The following is an 18590-nucleotide window of genomic DNA, read 5'->3' as shown; positions in this document are numbered from 1 at the left end:
CCATTTCATAGCCTTATTTATAATCATTCCATATGAACAGCAACTGAATGTCCGCTAAATTGCCGGTTAAACTGATTGTGATATGCCCCGCCGTACATGCGCGATATTCAGCCTGTCGCCTCTTCTTCAGAACTGTAATGAAACCCCGGCAAAGGCGTGCTGCTTGGCAGCAATGAAACGGCAATGCCCTCTTCTGCAAATTTTTCCACAATGCGAAACTGCAATTCATTGCGCACCCCTAATGCATTGGTAATATCTGCAAGGAAAATGCGGATCTCAAAACGCATCATCATATTGGTGCCGACCAGTTCCGTCATATTAATAAGAAACACCATCGGTTCCGGATTTTTCAGAACCATCGGCGTCTCTTTGGCAATTTCCAGCAACCGGACCTGTACCGCACGGGCATTATCCGTATAGGGCAGCAAAATCTGCATATCGGAACGGCCAAGCTTATTGCGATGCGTCCAGTTACCAACATTATCATTAATCAATGTCGAGTTCGGAACGATAATCGTCTCACGCTGAAACGTCTCAACTTCCGTAGCGCGCACACTGATTTTCTTTACAAAGCCGCTGACTGTGCCGGTTTGCACCCAATCACCTACTTTCAGCGGCCGCTCAGCCAGAAGGATCAGCCCCGACACGAAATTTGATACAATATTCTGCAGGCCAAAACCGATACCAAGCGAAAGCCCCCCTGCCACCAGCGCAAGGCTGGAAAGATTGATACCGGCAGCAGAAATCGCCAGCAAAGCCGAAACAGCCAGCCCCACATAACCAACCACTGTTTTGATGGAATTACGAACGCCGGAATCAACCCGCCCCCGTGCCATAACACTGCCATCCAGCCAGTTCTGAAACAAGCGGGTCAGAAAATAGCCGATCACAAACAGCACAATACCTGTGAGAATATTAATCAGCGAGATTGAAAAACTGCCAACCTGAAAACCCGTCATAACCCGTACAAAGGCATTGCGCAGTTCCAGCCACTGAAAGCCAAATTGCATCAAAACCAGCGGCACGCCGATAAAGAGCACAATAAGATTGATTGCAATCCCCGCCATCAGGCCAAGCTGATCAAGCGTTGCATCCGTTGCATTGAATTTATCCCGCAGGGAGCGGCCAACGGCTGTATTGGCAAATGCTTTTTCGTGTGTGATAGCGCGCGCTGTCAAAAAACCCAGATACATAGTGACGAGAAAAGCGCCGGTCACCACAATTTGCTGCGCAACAAAGCGGGCAAAACCGATATAGCCAAACACCGCCGCCACTATTGGCATCAAGCCCAGCAATATAAGCAGGGCCTTGGCCAATTTCGGCCAGGGCCGCAGGGTTCCCGTTTCCGGATCCTGTATGGGTTTGAGAAAAGCAATCGACAGCATAAGCGAGCCAACCATCACCGTGCCGATAATACTTTTGGCAACAGTCAGCGATAACGGGGAAGACATCACCGCATTGAGAATTTCAAGGAAATATTCCACGCTCTGGGTAACTGCCGCCGCAGTAAGGAGCAATATCAGGATACGCGCCGGCTTGGGCGCAATCGGCAGCAAGCGCCAGTTTGGCATATCAGGGCTCAGCACCCCGCAGGCAAGGCGGTAGATCAGCATCACCACACAGATCAGCGAGAACAATGCGATCAGCAATTGCGCTATATCCGGCCGCAGCAGATCAAAATACTGAAACAGCAAATAGACCAGAACCAGAAAAACCACAATCGCAAGTGATGGAATAACCGTTGACCAGAAAGCCACAGACAACCGGCTCAGATAGCTCGGCTTATCCTCCCAAAGATCGCGTTCATAAAGATCTGCCAGCCAATGGCGTGCACTCAGATGAATAAGCAAGGCCGGCACAACTGAAACCGCAATAACCCCCAGCAAAATCCAAAGGCGCGGATAAAGCGTAAAATCCCACCAGGATTTCAAGAGATAATAAAAGGTTCTGGTTTCATAGCCTGCGGCATTAACCACCTCACTCACCAGCGCCGCATTAATATCCACCCGTTGAGAGAGTGTCTGTGCAAACAAATCACGCCGGATAGAGCCGATCTCCTCAATCAGCCGGTTTGCCTCCACCGAAACATCTTCAGTAACGCCAAGCAATGTGTTGATTTCAGATTTTTCAGCCATGAGCCGCGCACGTTCACTGGCCACAATTTCCGGTTCTGCCGGCTTTCCCTCTGCAGGCGGGGGCCCCATTTGCTCCAGACGTGAATTGATCTCGCCAAGTCGCGGACGAAACGCAAGGCCGGCATCAAGCAGTTTTTTGGAAATGCCGTCGAGCCTGATTTTTATTTTTGCCAGCGCCTCGTCATTCTTGCGGGATTTGGCAACGGATTTGGCAATCTCATCTGTTTGTTTGCGCAAGTCCTCAATCACCGGTTTTTGCTGCGCAACAATACTTAAGCCCGCGCCAACCGGTTCCGTCTGCATTGCAGCGCGTTCCACCACCGCAAAGCCTGAAACAAACAGAGCGGCCGCAAGCACGGTTGCACAAAGGAAAGCTCGCAACATTATCACCGGCAAATGTTTCAAAATCTGTCTCACAACAAAATACTGTTTCTGATTCATTTTATTGGATTTTTCAAAACCATTCATCCGGCAATATCGCAAATGCAAATTGCAGAACTGATGATTTCACGCGCGGATATCAATCAGGATAGAGGCGCAAATAAGATGATGGGCAAAACCGGCCAACATCCTTATTATTTTGCAAAAAAAACAAAACTGCCCGATATCCGCTTCAGCACTATTTCCCCTTTAAAAACAGAATAAAGCAAGCCTTGTGCGCTATTGCGCTTGTGATTGCCTTGATGAATGGTTAATAAATAGGCAAACCAGTGCAGAAAAGCAGATGCGGGCTTCAACTATGGTCACATTCTGCCATTTCTGTCCCCCGCAGCGAATATTTTATCCGATCACAACCAATATAGGCCAAAACCATTATAAATCAGATAAAATCAGCATTCACTGGGAAAGACCGGACGCAGCGGCAGCAACGGCCGGTGCGCACTGTATTATATTCTCTTTTCCTGCTGTGGTTTCTCTCCGGCCTCGTAACGCTGCAAACACCCCTTGTTTCTGATGGTTATTCCGATGCGGCAAATCAGGCAGCCGCCCTGCCGCAGGAGCAAGCCAATATACAACCTGAAGATTCCCAATCCGGCACACAGAATAATAATCTGACAGCGCCGGTGCGGGCTATTCTCACGCCCGCCCTGTATTTCAGCAGCAAAGCGCTGCCTTTTAACGGCAACAGCAATTTTCTTGTTCCTGTGCTTTTCACATTGCTGGCAGCATTCTGCGCCCGGCATTTTGCGCATAGTCAGAACAACACTATGCGGCAAAGGCTGTTTTTTGCCGCCCGTTCCCGCGCGCCGCCGGCTGGCGCACAAAATTAAATTATGCCGCCTGACAGCGCATATATTTAAACCTTGTATTTCAACGGCTTTCTCAGGCCACTTGTCCTGCAAAGCCTGTTCTCTAACTTATAGTCATCCTTGTATTTTCAAAAATACATCATGACTGAAAGCATCCAAACCGGATTTCACACATGCGTACACCCAAATGGGCTGTATATCTTTACAGCTTTATCATTCTGGCAGGCATGCTTATTGCCCTGCCCAATCTCTTTACCAAGCAACAGCTGGAAAATATGCCCGGCTGGTTTCCTAAAAATCAGGTAACACTCGGGCTTGATTTACGCGGCGGCTCCTATCTGGTTTTGGAAGTTGATGCCGCCGCCCTCAAGAAAGACCGTTTACGCTCCCTGCTGGATGATGCCCGCAGCAAATTGCGCTCCGAGCGCATTCAGGCACAGTCCATCCGCGTGGCCGGTGATGCGGTTCTGGTCAATATTGCCGATGCGCAACAGCGCACGCGCGCACTCACCGCGCTCAAAACCCTGATCACGCCGGTTTCAACCAGCGGCTTTGGCACTCCCGTTAATGATATTGACGTGACCGAAGCTGATGATCAGATCCGCCTGACCCTGACCGAGGCCGGTTTCAACTACCGCCTTGATAGCGCGCTCACCCAAAGCCTTGAAATTATCCGCCAGCGTGTGGATCAGGTTGGCGTGGCTGAACCCTCTATCCAGCGCGTTGGCAGCGATCGTATTGTTGTTCAGCTGCCAGGCTTGCAGGATCCCACACAACTGCGCCAATTGCTTGGCTCCACCGCCAAAATGAGCTTCCATATGGTGGCTGATGTGGATCCCAACAGCCCGCCGCCTCCCGGCGTCAGCATTTTGGAAGATGCCAAAAATCCAGCCATTAAATATCCGATTGAAGATCAGGTTGCATTAAGCGGCGAACGCCTCACCGATGCCCGCGCCGGCTTTGACCAGCGCACCAATGAGCCGATTGTTTCATTCCGCTTTGACAGTCAGGGCGCGCGCCAGTTTGCCGATATCACCACCAAGAATGTCAACCGTCCTTTTGCCATTGTGCTGGATGACAAGGTTTTGTCTGCACCAACCATTCGTGAGCCGATTACCGGCGGTTCCGGACAGATCAGCGGTCAGTTTACTGTGGAAGACACGGTTGTGCTCTCTGCCCTGCTGCGCGCCGGTGCCCTGCCTGCCCCGCTCACTGTGATTGAAGAGCGCACCGTTGGCCCGGATCTTGGCGGCGATGCGATTAAAATGGGTATCTATACCGGCCTTGCCGGCTTTGCCCTTGTGGCGCTGTTCATTGTCATGCTTTATGGTTTCTGGGGCATGATTGCGAATTTTGCGCTGCTGCTCAACACGGTTCTCACCTTCGCGGCACTCACGCTGATCGGCGCGACACTGACCCTGCCTGGTATTGCCGGTATCATTCTCAGTATCGGTATTGCTGTGGATGCGAATATCCTTATTAATGAACGTATCCGCGAAGAGACCAAAAAAGGCCTGAGCGCCATGCCGGCACTCGATAAAGGCTTTAACTCGGCCTATTCCACCATTGTGGATGCCAATGTCACTTCCGTTATCGCAACAATTCTTCTGTTTATGTTCGGCTCCGGCCCTGTGCGCGGCTTTGCCATTACCATGATGCTCGGCATTGCCATTTCCATGTTCACAGCTGTTTCAGTGGTGCGCATGATCATGGCCTGGTCCGTGCGCCGCCGTAAACTTAAAACCCTGCATATTGAGCCAATGGTGCGCATTGCACCGGAAAACACCAATTACCAGTTTATGAAAGCCCGCTATTTCGGGATTCTGGTCTCTATCGTACTTTCCGTTGCCTCGCTGTTCCTGTTTTTCAAACCAGGGCTTAATTACGGCCTCGATTTTACCGGTGGTATTCAGGTGGAAATCACCACATCCAAGCCGGCAGATCTTGCAGCATTGCGCTCCTCGCTCGGCGGCCTTGGCCTTGGTGAGGTTGCCCTGCAAAATGCCGGCAATGACCGGAATGTGCTGATCCGCGTGCAGCGTCAGGATGGCGGTGAAGAGGCACAAACCATTGCGGTTAACAAGGTGCGCAATGCTGTTCAGACCATTGATAAAGATGTAAAAATTGAACGTACTGAAGTCGTTGGACCTAAAGTCAGCGGTGAACTGGCACGTTCCGGCTTTATCGCCCTTGCGCTTGCGGCTGTCGCTATGCTGATTTATCTGTGGTGGCGGTTTGAATGGTATTTTGCCGTTGGTGCGATTGCCACCCTTGTGCTGGATACCACCAAGCTGGTCGGTTTCTTTGTAGTGACCCAGCTTGATTTCAACCTGACTGCCATTGCCGCAGTGCTCACGCTGGTTGGTTATTCTGTTAATGACAAAGTGGTGGTCTATGACCGCATGCGCGAGAATATGCGTATGTATAAAGCCAAACCACTGCGTGAAATCATTGATATGAGTATCAATCAGGTTTTCGCCCGCTGTATCTATACATCAGCCTGTACCTTCCTTGCTGTTCTGCCAATGGCGATCTGGGGCGGCAGCGCGGTTGAAAATTTCGCGATACCGATGCTGTTCGGGGTATTTATTGCCACCACATCATCAATCTTCATTGCAGCGCCAATTCTCATGCTGCTTGGCACCTGGTGGGAGCGCACCCATGATCGCTCTCTGGGGGATACGGAAGATACGGTTACTGCAAAATAATCAAACAAGGCACCCTCCGGAAAGACTGCCATATTTCCGGAGGGTGCCACCTCCTGCTGAAAAGCTTCATATTTTTCCAAATCCACGTATAAAAAACATAAATCATTAATGGTCTGGTGTTTTAAACTGGCATAATATGAATAGCTGTTACAAATAGGTGATGCGCAATCAAATCACCCGCTCCCTGCCTTGAAAAGGCTGAATTCGGTGTTTTGTGATCACGTAACCATATTAAAACAAAAGGTGTCATCTGATAGATGAAGTGGAAAGATTACATCTGGCCGGTTATCGGCATCGGCGCGGTTATTGTTTCCGTATGGCTTCTTTATAAAGAACTGCGCAGCATTTCCCTTGAAGATGTAATCGACAGCATGACCGCGATAACACTCAAACAATGGCTTTTGAGTGCTGGTTGCGCCCTGCTCTCCTATATGTCGCTGGCCGGTTATGACCGCATTGCGCTTAAACATCTTAACAAGAAAATCTCCTGGCTTTTTATCAGCCTGAGCTCCTTTACAGCCTATGCCTTGTCGCACAATATCGGCGCCTCGGTTATTTCCGGCGCTGTTGTGCGCTATCGTGCCTATTCCTCCAAAGGATTAAGCGGCGCGGAAGTGGCTGTTCTTGTCGGGTTTTGTTCTTTCACCTTTGCACTCGGCACCTTAATCCTCAGTGCCTTTGTCATGCTGATTGAGCCGGAATTGTTGCATCGCTTTAATGATGACATCCCCAGGGAACTGATACTGGCAGCCGGTGCGTTCATTCTTCTTCTGGTGGCGCTGTATATTTTGGGCAGCTGGATGCAACTGCGCCCGCTGCGCATTGGCTCCAAATTCCAGCTATCCTATCCGCGTCTGCCGGTCGTGGCACTCCAGCTCATTATCGGCCCTCTGGAGCTGATCGGTGCTGCCGGTATTATTTACTTCGCCTTGCCTGAGCTCAATCATCCAAGCTTTTTGATTGTCCTTGGTATTTTTCTTATTTCCTTTTCCGCTGCCCTTATTTCCAATGCCCCGGGCGGGCTTGGCGTGCTGGAATTTCTGTTTATCACCGGCCTGCCGGATCTCAATCCCGCCGATGTGCTGGCAGCACTGATTGTCTTTCGCCTGCTCTATCTGCTGATCCCCTTTGCCATCTCACTGATTGTGGTGCTGATTTTTGAGAAAAGCGAATTTTCCCGCAGGCGCAAAGCACAGGATGCAAGCTGATAAAATTAAAAAAGAGCGGTTTATCTTATAAAACGCTCTTTTCTTATTTATTTTATGATAACGGCATCAACATCAATATAGGGAGCACCAAAGCTCTCCACATCTATATTGCCGTGAATTTGCACTTTTGTTTTATCATCAACTGAAACATTGGGAAATTTTTCAGCATCAATATCGATAAGAATTTCTCCGGTCTCATCGGTAAACATATATTTCTCATAGCCGATTTTTCTTGAGATAAAACCATCAAGAACAACACGCTGATCATCAAGCGGGCTTTTCAGAATATCTGCCACCGTGCGGCCGCTATTTTGATTGGTCGGCCCCACATATTGCGCATAAGAATGCCCGGCGGAAAAAACAGTTGCCGCCAGCATAGACAGCACTAAAATAAATTTATTACGCATTACATAAACACCTTAATGTTTAATTAAATCAAGTAAAAACAACAGCTTAAATAGTATTTTAATTATGATTTTTCAAGTCTTCATTATCAGCAAATTATATAGGCTTCGTAAATCTGCCGGAAGAAACTGTGGCTATTTATAAAAAGCAAAAGCCGCGGGATTTATATTTCGCGGCTTTTGACCATTATCTGTCCGGCTTATGAATGTGCCCAGTCCCAGTAGAGTTTACGGGCTTTTTGTGCAACCGGACCATAGCTCAGTTGCTTGTCATCAAAACCGATTACCGGCACAACCTTGGAATGATTGCCTGTGGAGAAGATTTCATCCGCCCCGCGGAAATCCTCAACCTTCAGCGTTGTTTCTGTCACTGTCACACCATTATCGCGCAGCAGGCCAATCACACGCTGACGGGTAATACCATTGAGAAATGTGCCATTGGGCGCAGGAGTGAAAACCTCACCATCACGCACCATAAACACATTGGATGAAGCCAGTTCGGCCACATTGCCCAGCATATCGCATACCAGCGCATTGCCAAAACCTTTGGCACGGGCTTCACGGATCATGCGCGCATTATTGGGATACAGGCAGGCAGCCTTTGCATCCAGCGGCATTGTTTCAATAGTCGGACGACGGAAACGCGTGGTGGTAATGGTAAAACCGGTTGGTTCGCCCAGTGGAATTTCTTCAAGGCATAAGGCAAAATCCGTGCTGTCTGCAGCCGGCAGCACAACATTGGCCTCGCCCTCTTCCGCCCAATACATCGGACGAATGTAAACTGCGGCATTCTCACCAAATTTGGCCATACCCTGACGGGTCAGCTCCATAATTTCCTCAGCCGTATAAGTTGGCTTCAGACCAAGCGCCTCTGCCGAACGATTTACACGCGCACTGTGGCGGTCGAGATCAGGAATAACGCCCTCAAAACCACGTGCACCATCAAAGACAAGTGAGCCTAGCCATGTAGCCTGCGAAGAAGCGCCGAGAATGCGCACATCGCCCTCGTACCATTTGCCTTTATAAAATGTCCAGCTGCGACCGATCTGGCCCATGAGAATTCTCCATATGCGAATCAGTTTTCATTCGGCTCTTGTCGTAGCAAGTTAAGCTCATGATATTGCTATGCTTTGCGGCAGAAGAACCGATAATCCTATCCATTTTTCCGGTTTTTTATAAAAACCGGCCATGCCGCATCACCATAAAACTCTGCGCAGCAAGTGCAACCGCGGAATATTCAGAACATTTTTTTATCGGCATTTTACAACGCAAAAATATTACAAAAATCAGCATTTCATACATTTGAATCACAAGATCATTCTCAACCCGCATCAAGTATGGCTGCGCCCTTATTTAAATTTTCATTTTACGTAAACGGAATAAAATTGTTTCAAGTTCCGGAAAACAAACGCCATTCACAGATATAAAAATATTTTAAAATCACATTATTTTAAAAAAAGATCCTCAAAACCCTATGCTCAGAATGCAGAATATAGCCATTATTTTCAAAATAACTGTTTCTAATAATCTACTTTAGCAACCATCTAATATGACATTTTTTACAAGTCTGGCACGCAAACAGCTATTGCCCCATCGGATTTACTGTGAAAAGTTGTTACATCAAATTTCATAACAATAAACTTTGGGGAATGATCAATGCAGCTTAAACATATAGCTTTTGCCACATGCACAATGCTCAGCAGCCTGGCTTTCGCAACCGGTATTTCCCAGGCGCGTGACCTCACTGTTGTTTCCTGGGGCGGCAGTTATCAGGACGGTCAGCGGGAAATTTATTTCAAGCCCTTTGCCAAACAACTGGGCAAACCGGTGCTCGATGAAAGCTGGGACGGCGGCTATGGCGTATTGCAAGCCAAGGTCAAGGCTGGTGAGACCAATTGGGATGTCGTGCAGGTGGAGGCTGAAGAGCTGGAGCTTGGCTGTGCAGACGGCATTTATGAAACAATTGACTGGGAAGCCCTTGGCGGTGAAGATAAATTCATCCCTGCTTCTGTACATGAATGCGGCGTTGGCGCCATTGTCTGGTCAACCGGCATTGCCTATAATGCCGATACAATGAAAGAAGCACCCAAATCATGGGCGGATTTCTGGGATGTTGAAAAATTTCCGGGCAAACGTTCATTGCGCAAAAGCGCCAAATATGCGCTTGAATTTGCGCTGATTGCTGATGGTGTTGCCCCCAAAGATGTATATGACGTCTTGTCAACACCGGAAGGTGTGGATCGCGCTTTCAAAAAGCTGGATGAAATTAAACCGCATATTGTGTGGTGGGAAGCCGGCGCACAACCGGTGCAATTGCTCTCTTCCGGAGAAGTGGTGATGGCCTCGGTCTATAATGGCCGTATCAATGCGCTCAACCGCACGGAGAACAAGAATTTCGGTTTTGTCTGGCCGGGCAGTATTTATGCGGTCGATAGCTGGGCGATTATGAAGGGGACGCCTTTCCCCAAAGAATCGATGGATTTCATCGCCTTTGCAAGCAAGGCCGATAATCAGGCCAAATTGCCGGAATATATCACCTACGGGCTGCCCAATATTGAAGCAGATAAATTTGTGGATGAAAAATACCGCAAAGACCTGCCGACAACACCTGAAAATATGACCGAGGCTGTGGCCATAGGCGTTGATTTCTGGACCGATAATTCAGAGAGCCTGAACCAGCGTTTCAATGCCTGGCTGGCACAGTAACCCTATGCCGTAACGGCATCCGCTCCGGTGCGGTGGCCTTCCCCCGTGGGTCACACCACATGCCGGAGCGGCATTTTTCCGGCCGCCTGCTCATCCCTGATTTTTGGCAGGCGCCATTCTTATCCCGAGCATATCCGGCAAAAACCGCCATCGGTTGTGCACAAGGATAATGCTCAAAGCCAATAATCAGAGCAGTTAAAAAACAATGTTCCCGCCGGAGCAGCTCTGAAATATTTTGAGGTTACAGGCGTGAACCAACCATTTATTCATTTTGATAAAGTGAGCAAGGCCTTTGGCTCACTGACCGTTGTAGACAATCTGGATCTGACAATCAGCAAAGGTGAATTTGTCAGCATGCTCGGGCCTTCGGGTTCCGGCAAAACAACATTGCTGATGCTGCTGGCCGGTTTTGAACGCCCCACAGGCGGCACGGTCAGTGTGGGTGGCAAGCGCATTGACCAGCTCCCTCCGCACAAGCGCAATATGGGCGTTGTGTTTCAGAATTACGCCTTGTTTCCCCATATGACCATTGCTGAGAATGTCGCTTTTCCGCTGCGGATGCGCGGCATACAAAAAGCAGAAATACAGGATCGGGTTAAACGCGCGCTCGATATGGTGCAACTTGGCACCTTGCTGGAACGCAAGCCCTCCCAGCTCTCCGGCGGCCAGCAACAACGCGTGGCGCTTGCACGTGCTTTGGTGTTTGAACCGGAAGTTGTGCTGATGGATGAGCCGCTTGGCGCACTCGACAAGCAATTGCGTGAACGTATGCAGCTCGATATTCGTGAGCTGCATCAACGCCTTGGATTAACCATTGTTTTTGTCACCCATGATCAGTCAGAAGCCCTGACCATGAGCGACCGCATCGCGGTATTTAATCGCGGCAAAATTGAGCAGATCGGCACACCGTCACAGATTTACGACCACCCCGCCACACAATTTGTTGCCGAATTTATCGGCGAGACCAATCTTATTGACGGCAAGGTCGCCGCCACCCATGGCAACCAACTGCAGATCCGCCTCAATAATGGTCAGAATATCTGTGTGGATACGCAGGCACATTTGCATGCAGGGCAGAATATCCGCCTCTCATTGCGGCCTGAGCGCATGCGCCTAAACACTATGAATGAGCCCGTGCGTCTCAACAATACGGACGAAGCTGTAAACAGCCTCACAGCTTCCATCCGCGATATTGTCTATCACGGGGATCATCTGCGTGTGGCGCTGGATATGGCCGGCCAGAACCTTATTGCCAAGGCCGATCGCAATTTCCAGTCCCTGCATATTGGTGATCAGGTAACGCTTTCTTTTGCCCCGGCAGATTGCTGGCCAATTGCCATTGCCCATCAAACAGTAAAGGCAGCGGCATGAGTGAATCGCAATGGCAACGGCTTAAATCTTTCGCGCTTGTGGCACCGCTCGGTTTGTTCCTGCTGGTCTTTTTCATCATCCCGATGATCACCATGATGAAAGAGGCTGTCTCTGATCCGGTGGCGGCAAAGGCTCTGCCCCTGACCGCACAGACTGTGCACGGCTGGAACCCGGAAACACCGCCAACCGCGGCAATGCAGGCGGCACTGGCGGAAGATATCCGCAACAATAATGATGCACAAATGTTCGGCGATCTGGTGCGCCGCCTTAACAGTGCCCAGCCCGGCTTTCGCACATTAATGAGCAAGACCCGCAACCGGCTTTTAAAACTGGAGGAGCCGGTTGATTATACGCAACTCGATCTCACCGCCATTGATAAAAAATGGGGCGAGCAGCCATATTGGCAGGCAATTGCCAGCGCGGCATCCTCCACTATGACCGACCGCAATCTTCTGGCAGCCATTGATATGGAGCGCGATATTTCCGGCGAGATCCGCGCCTTGCCGGCTGATGCTTCGGCCAATGTCACAATTATGGTGCGCACATTCATCACCGCGCTCAGCGTTACTATTGCCTGCATCCTCATCGGCATTCCCTTTGCTATGGTTGCAGCTTCAGTTGAGGGCTGGAAACGCCAATTATTGCTCGGCGCCGTGTTGTTACCGCTCTGGACATCGCTGCTGGTGCGCACAGCCGCCTGGTTTATCCTATTGCAGGATCAGGGGCTGATCAATAATGCCCTCATTGCCCTTGGCATCACAAGTGAGCCGCTGGCGCTGATCTTCAACCGCACCGGTGTGATCATTGCCATGACTCATGTTTTGCTGCCATTCATGGTGCTGCCGGTCTTCAGCGTGCTGATAGGAATACCCAAAAATCTTATACCCGCATCCGCTTCGCTCGGTGCGCACCCCTTGCGCTCTTTCTTTTCCATTCTGTTGCCACTGATCATGCGCGGGGTTGTATCCGGCTCGCTGCTCGTCTTCATGACAGCTCTTGGCTATTATATTACCCCTGCCCTGATCGGCGGCGCCAAAGATCAGCTGATCAGTTCGGTGATTGCTTTCTACGCCATGGGGGCTGCCAATTGGGGCATGGCCGGAGCGCTCGGAATGGTGCTGCTTATTGCAACTATCCTGCTTTATGCAATCTATATGCGCCTTTCCACCGAGAAGGAGGCACACGCATGACCAGTTTCAGGCTTCTCAAAATAGTGTTTGGTGCAAGTGTGGTGTTTTTTCTGCTGGCACCGCTGGTGGCTATCCTGCCGCTGGCTTTTACCAGCGGAGCCTTGCTCGGCTATCCTATGGAAGGCTATTCCACCCGTTGGTTTCAGGAGCTGGTGCAGGCCGATGCCTGGCGGCGCTCAATCGTTAACAGCCTGATTATTTCCGCTGGCACAACGGCACTTGCCACAATTCTTGGCACGATCGGGGCGCTGGGGCTGCGCGGCAATCAATATTCCTTTGTATTCAACTCGATCAAAACCGTGTTTTTGCTGCCAATGGTCGTGCCTGCTGTAGTGCTTGGCGTGGGTATGCAACTGATGTTTGCCCGCTATGATCTGCTCAATTCCTACAGCGGCGTCATCATTGCCCACACGGTTGTGGCCGTCCCTTTCGTGGTTATTAATGTGCTGGCTGTGTTGCAAAGCGTGGATCGGCGTGTTGAACAGGCCGCGGCAAGCCTTGGCGCGCCCGCCTATGTGGTTCTTCAAAAAATAACCCTGCCACTGGCAAAGCCCGGTATTATTTCCGGCGCGGTTTTTGCCTTTGCGACTTCGCTGGATGAGGTGGTGCTCACCCTGTTTGTAGCCGGCCCCAACCAGCGCACGCTGGCGCGGCAAATGTTCTCAACCATCCGTGAAAATATCAGCCCGGCCATTGCCGCTGCAGCCTTTGTCTTCATCACCGGCACTGTAATGATTGCGCTGATCATGATTTTAACCCGCCGCAAAACAGCGGTACAACCACAATAAATATAAATATTATAAATTCATAAGCCGCCTTTTGAAATATATTCAAATGGCGGCTTTACCATATACCGCGATGCGGCCAGCAGCCAAATTTTTCAGACATACGCGGTGCAAGGCGGTTATAACGGCGGCGCTTCAAATCTTCGCCTTTATAAGAAATTGCGCTGAGAGTTCGCAATAACTGTGTGACAGTCAGTTTCAGCATCCGGACTGGTGACATGGTGCACTCCTCTTCTCAGATTACCAAAATTAATATTTTGTTAATCAAACGCCGGTTGTGCCCCTGTGTCAATAACAACATCAAATTTATGAGATTATAAATTTATCCATGCTTTATCCGGCATGCCGGATAAAGCAATTTATAAGCGGATTTATCCCTTGCGAATATGCTGCAAGCCCTCATTCCAGATTTTCAGCTGGTCAAGAACCGTCCTTGCACCAGCCTCCACCATTTCATTTGCAACAAATGCACCATTTTCATCAAGAAACTGCTGATAATTCGGCAGGGCTATCACTTCCGGCAAGGCCACCATACGCAAAGTTGTGAGATGCGAACGGGCAATCTGTGCCGCGCGCAAGCCTCCGGAAACACCGCCATAGCTTAAAATTGCAGCCGGTTTGTAATTCCATTCAAGACTGAGATAATTGACAGCATTAAAAAACTCAGCCGGCGGCGCATAATTATATTCCGGAGTAACAAACACAAAAGCATCCCCGGCACTGATCAGGCGGCTCCATTTTTTGGTGTGCTCATGCTCATATTTCTGCGCACGCGGATGAGTCGTTTCGTCAAAAAAAGGCAGACGAATCTCTGCCAGGTCAATCAGTTCCGCATCAAAATCAGAATTTGCCGCAGCAAATTCATTAAACCATCTGGCAAATTTATCACCGTGGCGGGCTGAGCGGGTTGCGCAGATAATCGTATAAAGTTTTGGCACCGGATATTTCCTGTAAAATCAAAAGACAAGCATAATGCAACATCGCCGGCTTTCACCGGCGCTGTTATAATCAAGACAACATCCGAAAGCGCGAGGCAGCGCATAACCGGATATAGTTTATTTAAAAATTTCTCACAAAACTGCAAGTAAACGGCTGCACCACACTGTTCACCAAACAGGACAATACCATGTAAAAAACGAGGTATTACCAGCTTGACAGCCTGAGCAGTGATGACCTTATCTCAGTGCCGGCTCTGCATTATTTTACGAAAAGCTTATTTTTCATGAACCGGCAGCGCGGTAATTTTAACCTTGGCAATATTACGCCGCTCCATTGTCAGCACCTCAAATTCAAAACCATCTGCAGTGAACTTTTCTCCGCCAAGCGGAATATGGCCAAGATGCCAAAGCACAAAACCGGCAAGCGTGGTATAGCGGTCATCCTCATCCACCAGATCACAATCCAGTATACCGCTGAGACGGCGAATATCGGTAAAGCCATCGGCAATCCACACGCCTTCCTCAACAGTTTCAACGCTTTTTGCATCGTCCTCATCATCCGGAAATTCACCGGCAATCGCTTCAAGAATATCTGTCGGCGTAGCCACCCCTTCAAAAGAGCCGTGCTCATCAACAATAATGGCCATTTGCACCGGCGATCCGCGCAACTGTTCCATCACACGCAACACATTGCTGTGCTCATGCACAACCAGCGGCTGCTTCATTGCAGCCTCCCAATCAACCGGTTTTGAATCTGCCAGATACAGCAACAGATCCTTGGTCAATGCCACGCCGGCAAATTCATCAACCTGCCCGCGCGCCAGAATAACGCGCGAATGGGCAAACTGGCGTAACTCATCGCGCAATTCTTCTTCACTCGCATCAAGATCCAGCCACTCCACCTCATTACGCGGCGTCATGATAGAGCGCACCGGCCGATCGGCAAGATCAAGCACACCGCGGATCATTTCCTTTTCCTCCGGGCGGAAAACATCGGCCGCGGCAGTATGTTCGGCAATCACGTCAACCGTTTCCGACAGGGCATCATCAGTGCCGCGCCCGCCACCAAGCAAACGCAACACCGCGCCGGCTGTGCGTTCACGCAGATCATTGGTGGTAATGCGCTTTTCACGATTATGGCGGCCAATCTGATTGGCTGCCTCGATAAGGATCGAGAAGCCGATTGCCGCATAAAGATAACCCTTGGGCACATGATAGCCAAAGCCCTCAATTACCAGGCTGAAACCGATCATCATCAAAAAGCCAAGGCAGAGAATAACCACAGTGGGGTGTTTGTTCACAAAGGTCATCAACGGTTTGGAGGCCAGCATCATCACGCCCATGGCGATAATAACGGCCAGCATCATAACCGGCAGATGCTGCACCATACCCACAGCCGTTATCACGCTATCAAGTGAGAAAACCGCATCCAGCACCACAATCTGGGCAATAACCTGCCAGAACACCGCATGCACCGGATTGCCTTCCTTTACATGATTTTCCCCTTCGAGGCGCTCATGCAGCTCCATGGTGCCTTTGGCGAGCAAAAACACACCGCCAATAATCATGATGAGATCGCGGCCGGAAAAATCCAGCGTAAAAACAGTAAAAAGCGGGCGGGTAAGCGTGACAATCCACGAAATTGAAGCAAGCAAGCCAAGCCGCATCAGCAAGGCAAGGCTAAGGCCAAGCAAACGCGCTTTATTGCGCTGGTTGTGCGGCAATTTACCTGCCAAAATCGAAATAAAAACCAGATTATCAATCCCGAGAACAATCTCAAGAACAATCAAGGTTACCAAGCCTATCCAGGCATTGGGATCGGCAATCCATTCCATGGGTTGTCGTGTCCTGAAGCACGTTTCATTCAAATAATATTAGCTACCTGCCAATAATGCAGGGTAATGAGATGCAATCATATAAGCGGATATGCCTACATCTCCGCACCTCGCAACAATGCCGGCTTGCGACGGTGCAGATTAAAGCCTTGATAAAAAGCTGGCTTCCTCTGCCATGCCTCTGGCTTACCCTGCCATACCCTTGTGCAGACAAGTGCAGCCACACCCCCGGCCTGATGACAAAAGGTGCGAAAAAGCATTTTGTTTTTGTAATGAAAAGACAATACGGCTTTGCGGTTGCATCGCAAAACATATATCCGGCAAAGGCACCGGTATAATTGCCGGATATTGCTGATTTTCACTCCGGCCTGCATTAAATTTTTGTTTCGGATTGCTGCCGCGATTAACAGGCAACAATCCGGAATAGACGAGTCGTCAGACGTATCTTCCGGCATAAGAGCTTTAAAAAACTCCGTTAGGCGCAACAGCGCGGTTTTAATAAATCTGCATCAAAAACATGCAGACCAATTTATATCTGGATCTATAATGGATATAAACCCTTTACCAATCAAGTTCGTTGGCAAAATATTTTTTTCAGGCTCTGCTCAGGTAAGAAGCCGGTTGTTTTTTGTTTTCATATGATAATCTGAATAAATCAGCCGCAAAACCCGCTATTCGGCAGGAGTTGCCGACATTTTGCCTTTGCGGCTTGTGCGTTTGCGTTCATTTTTAGGGCGGGCACGCATAAAACGTATGCCGATAATACTGACAAGTGTTGCAGCGATTGTCAGCCCCACAGCCACCCAGACCCAATCTGAGCCATTCAGGCGGGCAAAAAAACCAGCGCCGCGCCCTGCAAGCCAGCCCGGCAAAATCATAACCGGCGCCCATACAATAGCAGAAAGCACATTCGCTGTTTGAAACCGTTTCTGATCCATCGACATCATGCCGGCAACCAGCGGCACGGTGCAGCGGACAGGCCCGAAAAACCGGCCAAAAAATACGGCTGCAAAACCATATTTACGAAACAGCAAACGCGCCTGCGCAATATGATGGCGGTATTTATTCAACGGCCATTGATGGATAACACGACGCCCCAGCCACCAGCCAAGAAAATAAGAGATAATATCGCCAATAACAGCACCGATCACAGCGCCGATCATCACCGGAAGCGGATCGACAATGCCTGCGCCGACCAGACCGCCAATTGCCAGCATAATTGGTGTGGCCGGAATCAGCATCCCTATTACCGCCAGCGATTCCCCGAAGGCTATCAGTCCGACAATCGGGCCGGCCCAAACCTGATTATCAGAAATAAAATGCCCGATATCACCTATAAAACCGTCCATTTAACCCTCAGATCACGCCAAAATGCGGTAATTCCGCCAGAAAGCCTTTTCACAAACCCAAAATCCGCTTTTATGCTTTCTCGCAATTTCAGGCAGAAACATTTCTGCATTTTCTGCAAAAAACCCGGAACTGTGTTATCATTCCTCTAACAGGTTAATACTGCCTGAAAAACAATTAAACCAACCTTATAACTGCACCTATGCCAGTTTTTTTGTGCCTAATTATGGCATAAAAACAAAACCCTGATGACAAGGTACTCTCAAAAAAGGGTGCAACCGGTTTTATATGCGCATTCTCTGAACGCGCATCAAGCCGATATGTGTATATTTAGCACTATAAGAACAATGTTTATAAACACAAATATAACAGGCATTTTACAGGCAAGGCTATAAAATCACACATTTTTTGAAAAAATTTCAAATCATGACTGGACAGACTCGAAACGCCACTTTATAGAACCGCTCACTAACTGAGCATTGCGCTCAGTATATCGGGTGCGTAGCTCAGTCGGTAGAGCAGCTGACTCTTAATCAGCGGGTCACAGGTTCGATCCCTGTCGCACCCACCAATATTTTCAATAACTTAGATAATATATTGGCAAAACCATTGAGCATAGTTTGCAATTAGTTTGCAGGCTTACTGAGAAGCTGTTTTTACTCTATCTGTTTGAGTTTTATTTATAAGCGCAAAAACCAATACATTCCGGGAGG

The 18590-nt window shown here is 49.3% G+C and carries 14 protein-coding genes and 1 tRNA gene; 8 read left to right on the top strand and 7 right to left on the bottom strand.

Going from position 1 to position 18590, the window contains the following annotated elements; genetic code table 11:
- Window positions 1-107: 107 nt before the first annotated feature.
- Window positions 108-2519, bottom strand: coding sequence for a mechanosensitive ion channel family protein (locus ACSTTO_RS05535; RefSeq protein WP_439272130.1), 2412 nt, complete (start codon window positions 2517-2519; stop codon window positions 108-110).
- Between the two features lie 491 nt (window positions 2520-3010).
- Between ACSTTO_RS05535 and ACSTTO_RS05530 the strand changes: the two genes are divergently transcribed.
- From ACSTTO_RS05530 to ACSTTO_RS05520, 3 genes are all read left to right on the top strand, one after another.
- The gene (locus ACSTTO_RS05530) at window positions 3011-3406 is read left to right on the top strand and encodes a hypothetical protein (RefSeq protein WP_439272129.1); all 396 of its coding nucleotides are present in this window, start codon (window positions 3011-3013) and stop codon (window positions 3404-3406) included.
- 152 nt (window positions 3407-3558) lie between these two features.
- Window positions 3559-6093, top strand: coding sequence for a protein translocase subunit SecD (secD, locus tag ACSTTO_RS05525; protein WP_439272128.1), 2535 nt, complete (start codon window positions 3559-3561; stop codon window positions 6091-6093).
- A 257-nt stretch (window positions 6094-6350) separates the two neighbouring features.
- Entirely contained in the window at window positions 6351-7301 is a 951-nt protein-coding gene (locus ACSTTO_RS05520) for a lysylphosphatidylglycerol synthase transmembrane domain-containing protein (RefSeq protein ID WP_439272127.1), read from the top strand.
- Window positions 7302-7348: 47 nt separating this feature from the next.
- On the opposite strand, the gene ACSTTO_RS05515 is transcribed toward ACSTTO_RS05520, so the two are convergent.
- Together ACSTTO_RS05515 and ACSTTO_RS05510 are read right to left on the bottom strand one after the other, a co-directional pair.
- The gene (locus ACSTTO_RS05515) at window positions 7349-7708 is read right to left on the bottom strand and encodes a NirD/YgiW/YdeI family stress tolerance protein (protein WP_439272126.1); all 360 of its coding nucleotides are present in this window, start codon (window positions 7706-7708) and stop codon (window positions 7349-7351) included.
- A 197-nt stretch (window positions 7709-7905) separates the two neighbouring features.
- Entirely contained in the window at window positions 7906-8760 is an 855-nt protein-coding gene (locus ACSTTO_RS05510) for a branched-chain amino acid aminotransferase (RefSeq protein WP_439272125.1), read from the bottom strand.
- Window positions 8761-9397: 637 nt separating this feature from the next.
- On the opposite strand from ACSTTO_RS05510, the gene ACSTTO_RS05505 reads away from it, so the two are divergent.
- The 4 genes from ACSTTO_RS05505 (at window position 9398) to ACSTTO_RS05490 (ending at window position 13760) form a co-directional block, all read left to right on the top strand.
- Window positions 9398-10411, top strand: coding sequence for an ABC transporter substrate-binding protein (locus ACSTTO_RS05505; RefSeq protein WP_439272197.1), 1014 nt, complete (start codon window positions 9398-9400; stop codon window positions 10409-10411).
- A gap of 249 nt (window positions 10412-10660) precedes the next feature.
- Complete coding sequence (locus tag ACSTTO_RS05500; RefSeq protein ID WP_439272124.1) at window positions 10661-11782, top strand: ABC transporter ATP-binding protein; 1122 nt, start codon at window positions 10661-10663, stop codon at window positions 11780-11782.
- Window positions 11779-12972 carry an ABC transporter permease gene (locus ACSTTO_RS05495; protein WP_439272123.1) on the top strand — a complete coding sequence of 398 codons (1194 nt, stop codon included), beginning with the start codon at window positions 11779-11781 and terminating at the stop codon, window positions 12970-12972. The genes ACSTTO_RS05500 and ACSTTO_RS05495 overlap by 4 nt, the downstream gene beginning before the upstream one ends.
- Window positions 12969-13760 (top strand): ABC transporter permease, encoded by a 792-nt coding sequence (locus ACSTTO_RS05490; protein ID WP_439272122.1) that lies wholly within the window; start codon window positions 12969-12971, stop codon window positions 13758-13760. Before ACSTTO_RS05495 ends, ACSTTO_RS05490 begins: the two co-directional genes overlap by 4 nt.
- Before the next feature lie 55 nt (window positions 13761-13815).
- Here ACSTTO_RS05490 and ACSTTO_RS05485 read toward each other — a convergent pair whose 3' ends face one another.
- The 4 genes from ACSTTO_RS05485 to ACSTTO_RS05470 form a co-directional block, all read right to left on the bottom strand.
- Window positions 13816-13977, bottom strand: coding sequence for a hypothetical protein (locus ACSTTO_RS05485; RefSeq protein ID WP_439272121.1), 162 nt, complete (start codon window positions 13975-13977; stop codon window positions 13816-13818).
- Between the two features lie 151 nt (window positions 13978-14128).
- Window positions 14129-14695 carry an NADPH-dependent FMN reductase gene (locus ACSTTO_RS05480; RefSeq protein ID WP_439272120.1) on the bottom strand — a complete coding sequence of 189 codons (567 nt, stop codon included), beginning with the start codon at window positions 14693-14695 and terminating at the stop codon, window positions 14129-14131.
- A 275-nt stretch (window positions 14696-14970) separates the two neighbouring features.
- Entirely contained in the window at window positions 14971-16530 is a 1560-nt protein-coding gene (locus ACSTTO_RS05475; RefSeq protein WP_439272119.1) for a TerC family protein, read from the bottom strand.
- Window positions 16531-17201: 671 nt separating this feature from the next.
- Window positions 17202-17879, bottom strand: a complete 678-nt coding sequence (locus tag ACSTTO_RS05470; RefSeq protein WP_439272118.1) for a DedA family protein — start codon at window positions 17877-17879, stop codon at window positions 17202-17204.
- 493 nt (window positions 17880-18372) lie between these two features.
- On the opposite strand from ACSTTO_RS05470, the gene ACSTTO_RS05465 reads away from it, so the two are divergent.
- A tRNA-Lys gene (locus tag ACSTTO_RS05465) sits at window positions 18373-18448 on the top strand.
- Window positions 18449-18590: the final 142 nt, after the last annotated feature.

Source organism: Pseudochrobactrum albidum (assembly GCF_051851455.1).
Taxonomy (GTDB): Bacteria; Pseudomonadota; Alphaproteobacteria; order Rhizobiales; family Rhizobiaceae; genus Pseudochrobactrum.
The sequence above is the reverse complement of the archived record's forward strand: the minus strand, read 5'-3'. Positions and strand labels throughout refer to the sequence as shown.

What these genes read in the sequence shown, in the direction of transcription:
- ACSTTO_RS05485 (WP_439272121.1), bottom strand. Translation starts at nt 13,977, where the DNA reads ATGTCACCAGTCCGGATGCTGAAACTGACTGTCACACAGTTATTGCGA.
- ACSTTO_RS05535 (WP_439272130.1), bottom strand. Translation starts at nt 2,519, where the DNA reads ATGTTGCGAGCTTTCCTTTGTGCAACCGTGCTTGCGGCCGCTCTGTTT.
- ACSTTO_RS05505 (WP_439272197.1), top strand. Translation starts at nt 9,398, where the DNA reads ATGCTCAGCAGCCTGGCTTTCGCAACCGGTATTTCCCAGGCGCGTGAC.
- ACSTTO_RS05510 (WP_439272125.1), bottom strand. Translation starts at nt 8,760, where the DNA reads ATGGGCCAGATCGGTCGCAGCTGGACATTTTATAAAGGCAAATGGTAC.
- ACSTTO_RS05475 (WP_439272119.1), bottom strand. Translation starts at nt 16,530, where the DNA reads ATGGAATGGATTGCCGATCCCAATGCCTGGATAGGCTTGGTAACCTTG.
- secD (WP_439272128.1), top strand. Translation starts at nt 3,559, where the DNA reads ATGCGTACACCCAAATGGGCTGTATATCTTTACAGCTTTATCATTCTG.
- ACSTTO_RS05515 (WP_439272126.1), bottom strand. Translation starts at nt 7,708, where the DNA reads ATGCGTAATAAATTTATTTTAGTGCTGTCTATGCTGGCGGCAACTGTT.
- ACSTTO_RS05470 (WP_439272118.1), bottom strand. Translation starts at nt 17,879, where the DNA reads ATGGACGGTTTTATAGGTGATATCGGGCATTTTATTTCTGATAATCAG.
- ACSTTO_RS05490 (WP_439272122.1), top strand. Translation starts at nt 12,969, where the DNA reads ATGACCAGTTTCAGGCTTCTCAAAATAGTGTTTGGTGCAAGTGTGGTG.
- ACSTTO_RS05520 (WP_439272127.1), top strand. Translation starts at nt 6,351, where the DNA reads ATGAAGTGGAAAGATTACATCTGGCCGGTTATCGGCATCGGCGCGGTT.
- ACSTTO_RS05495 (WP_439272123.1), top strand. Translation starts at nt 11,779, where the DNA reads ATGAGTGAATCGCAATGGCAACGGCTTAAATCTTTCGCGCTTGTGGCA.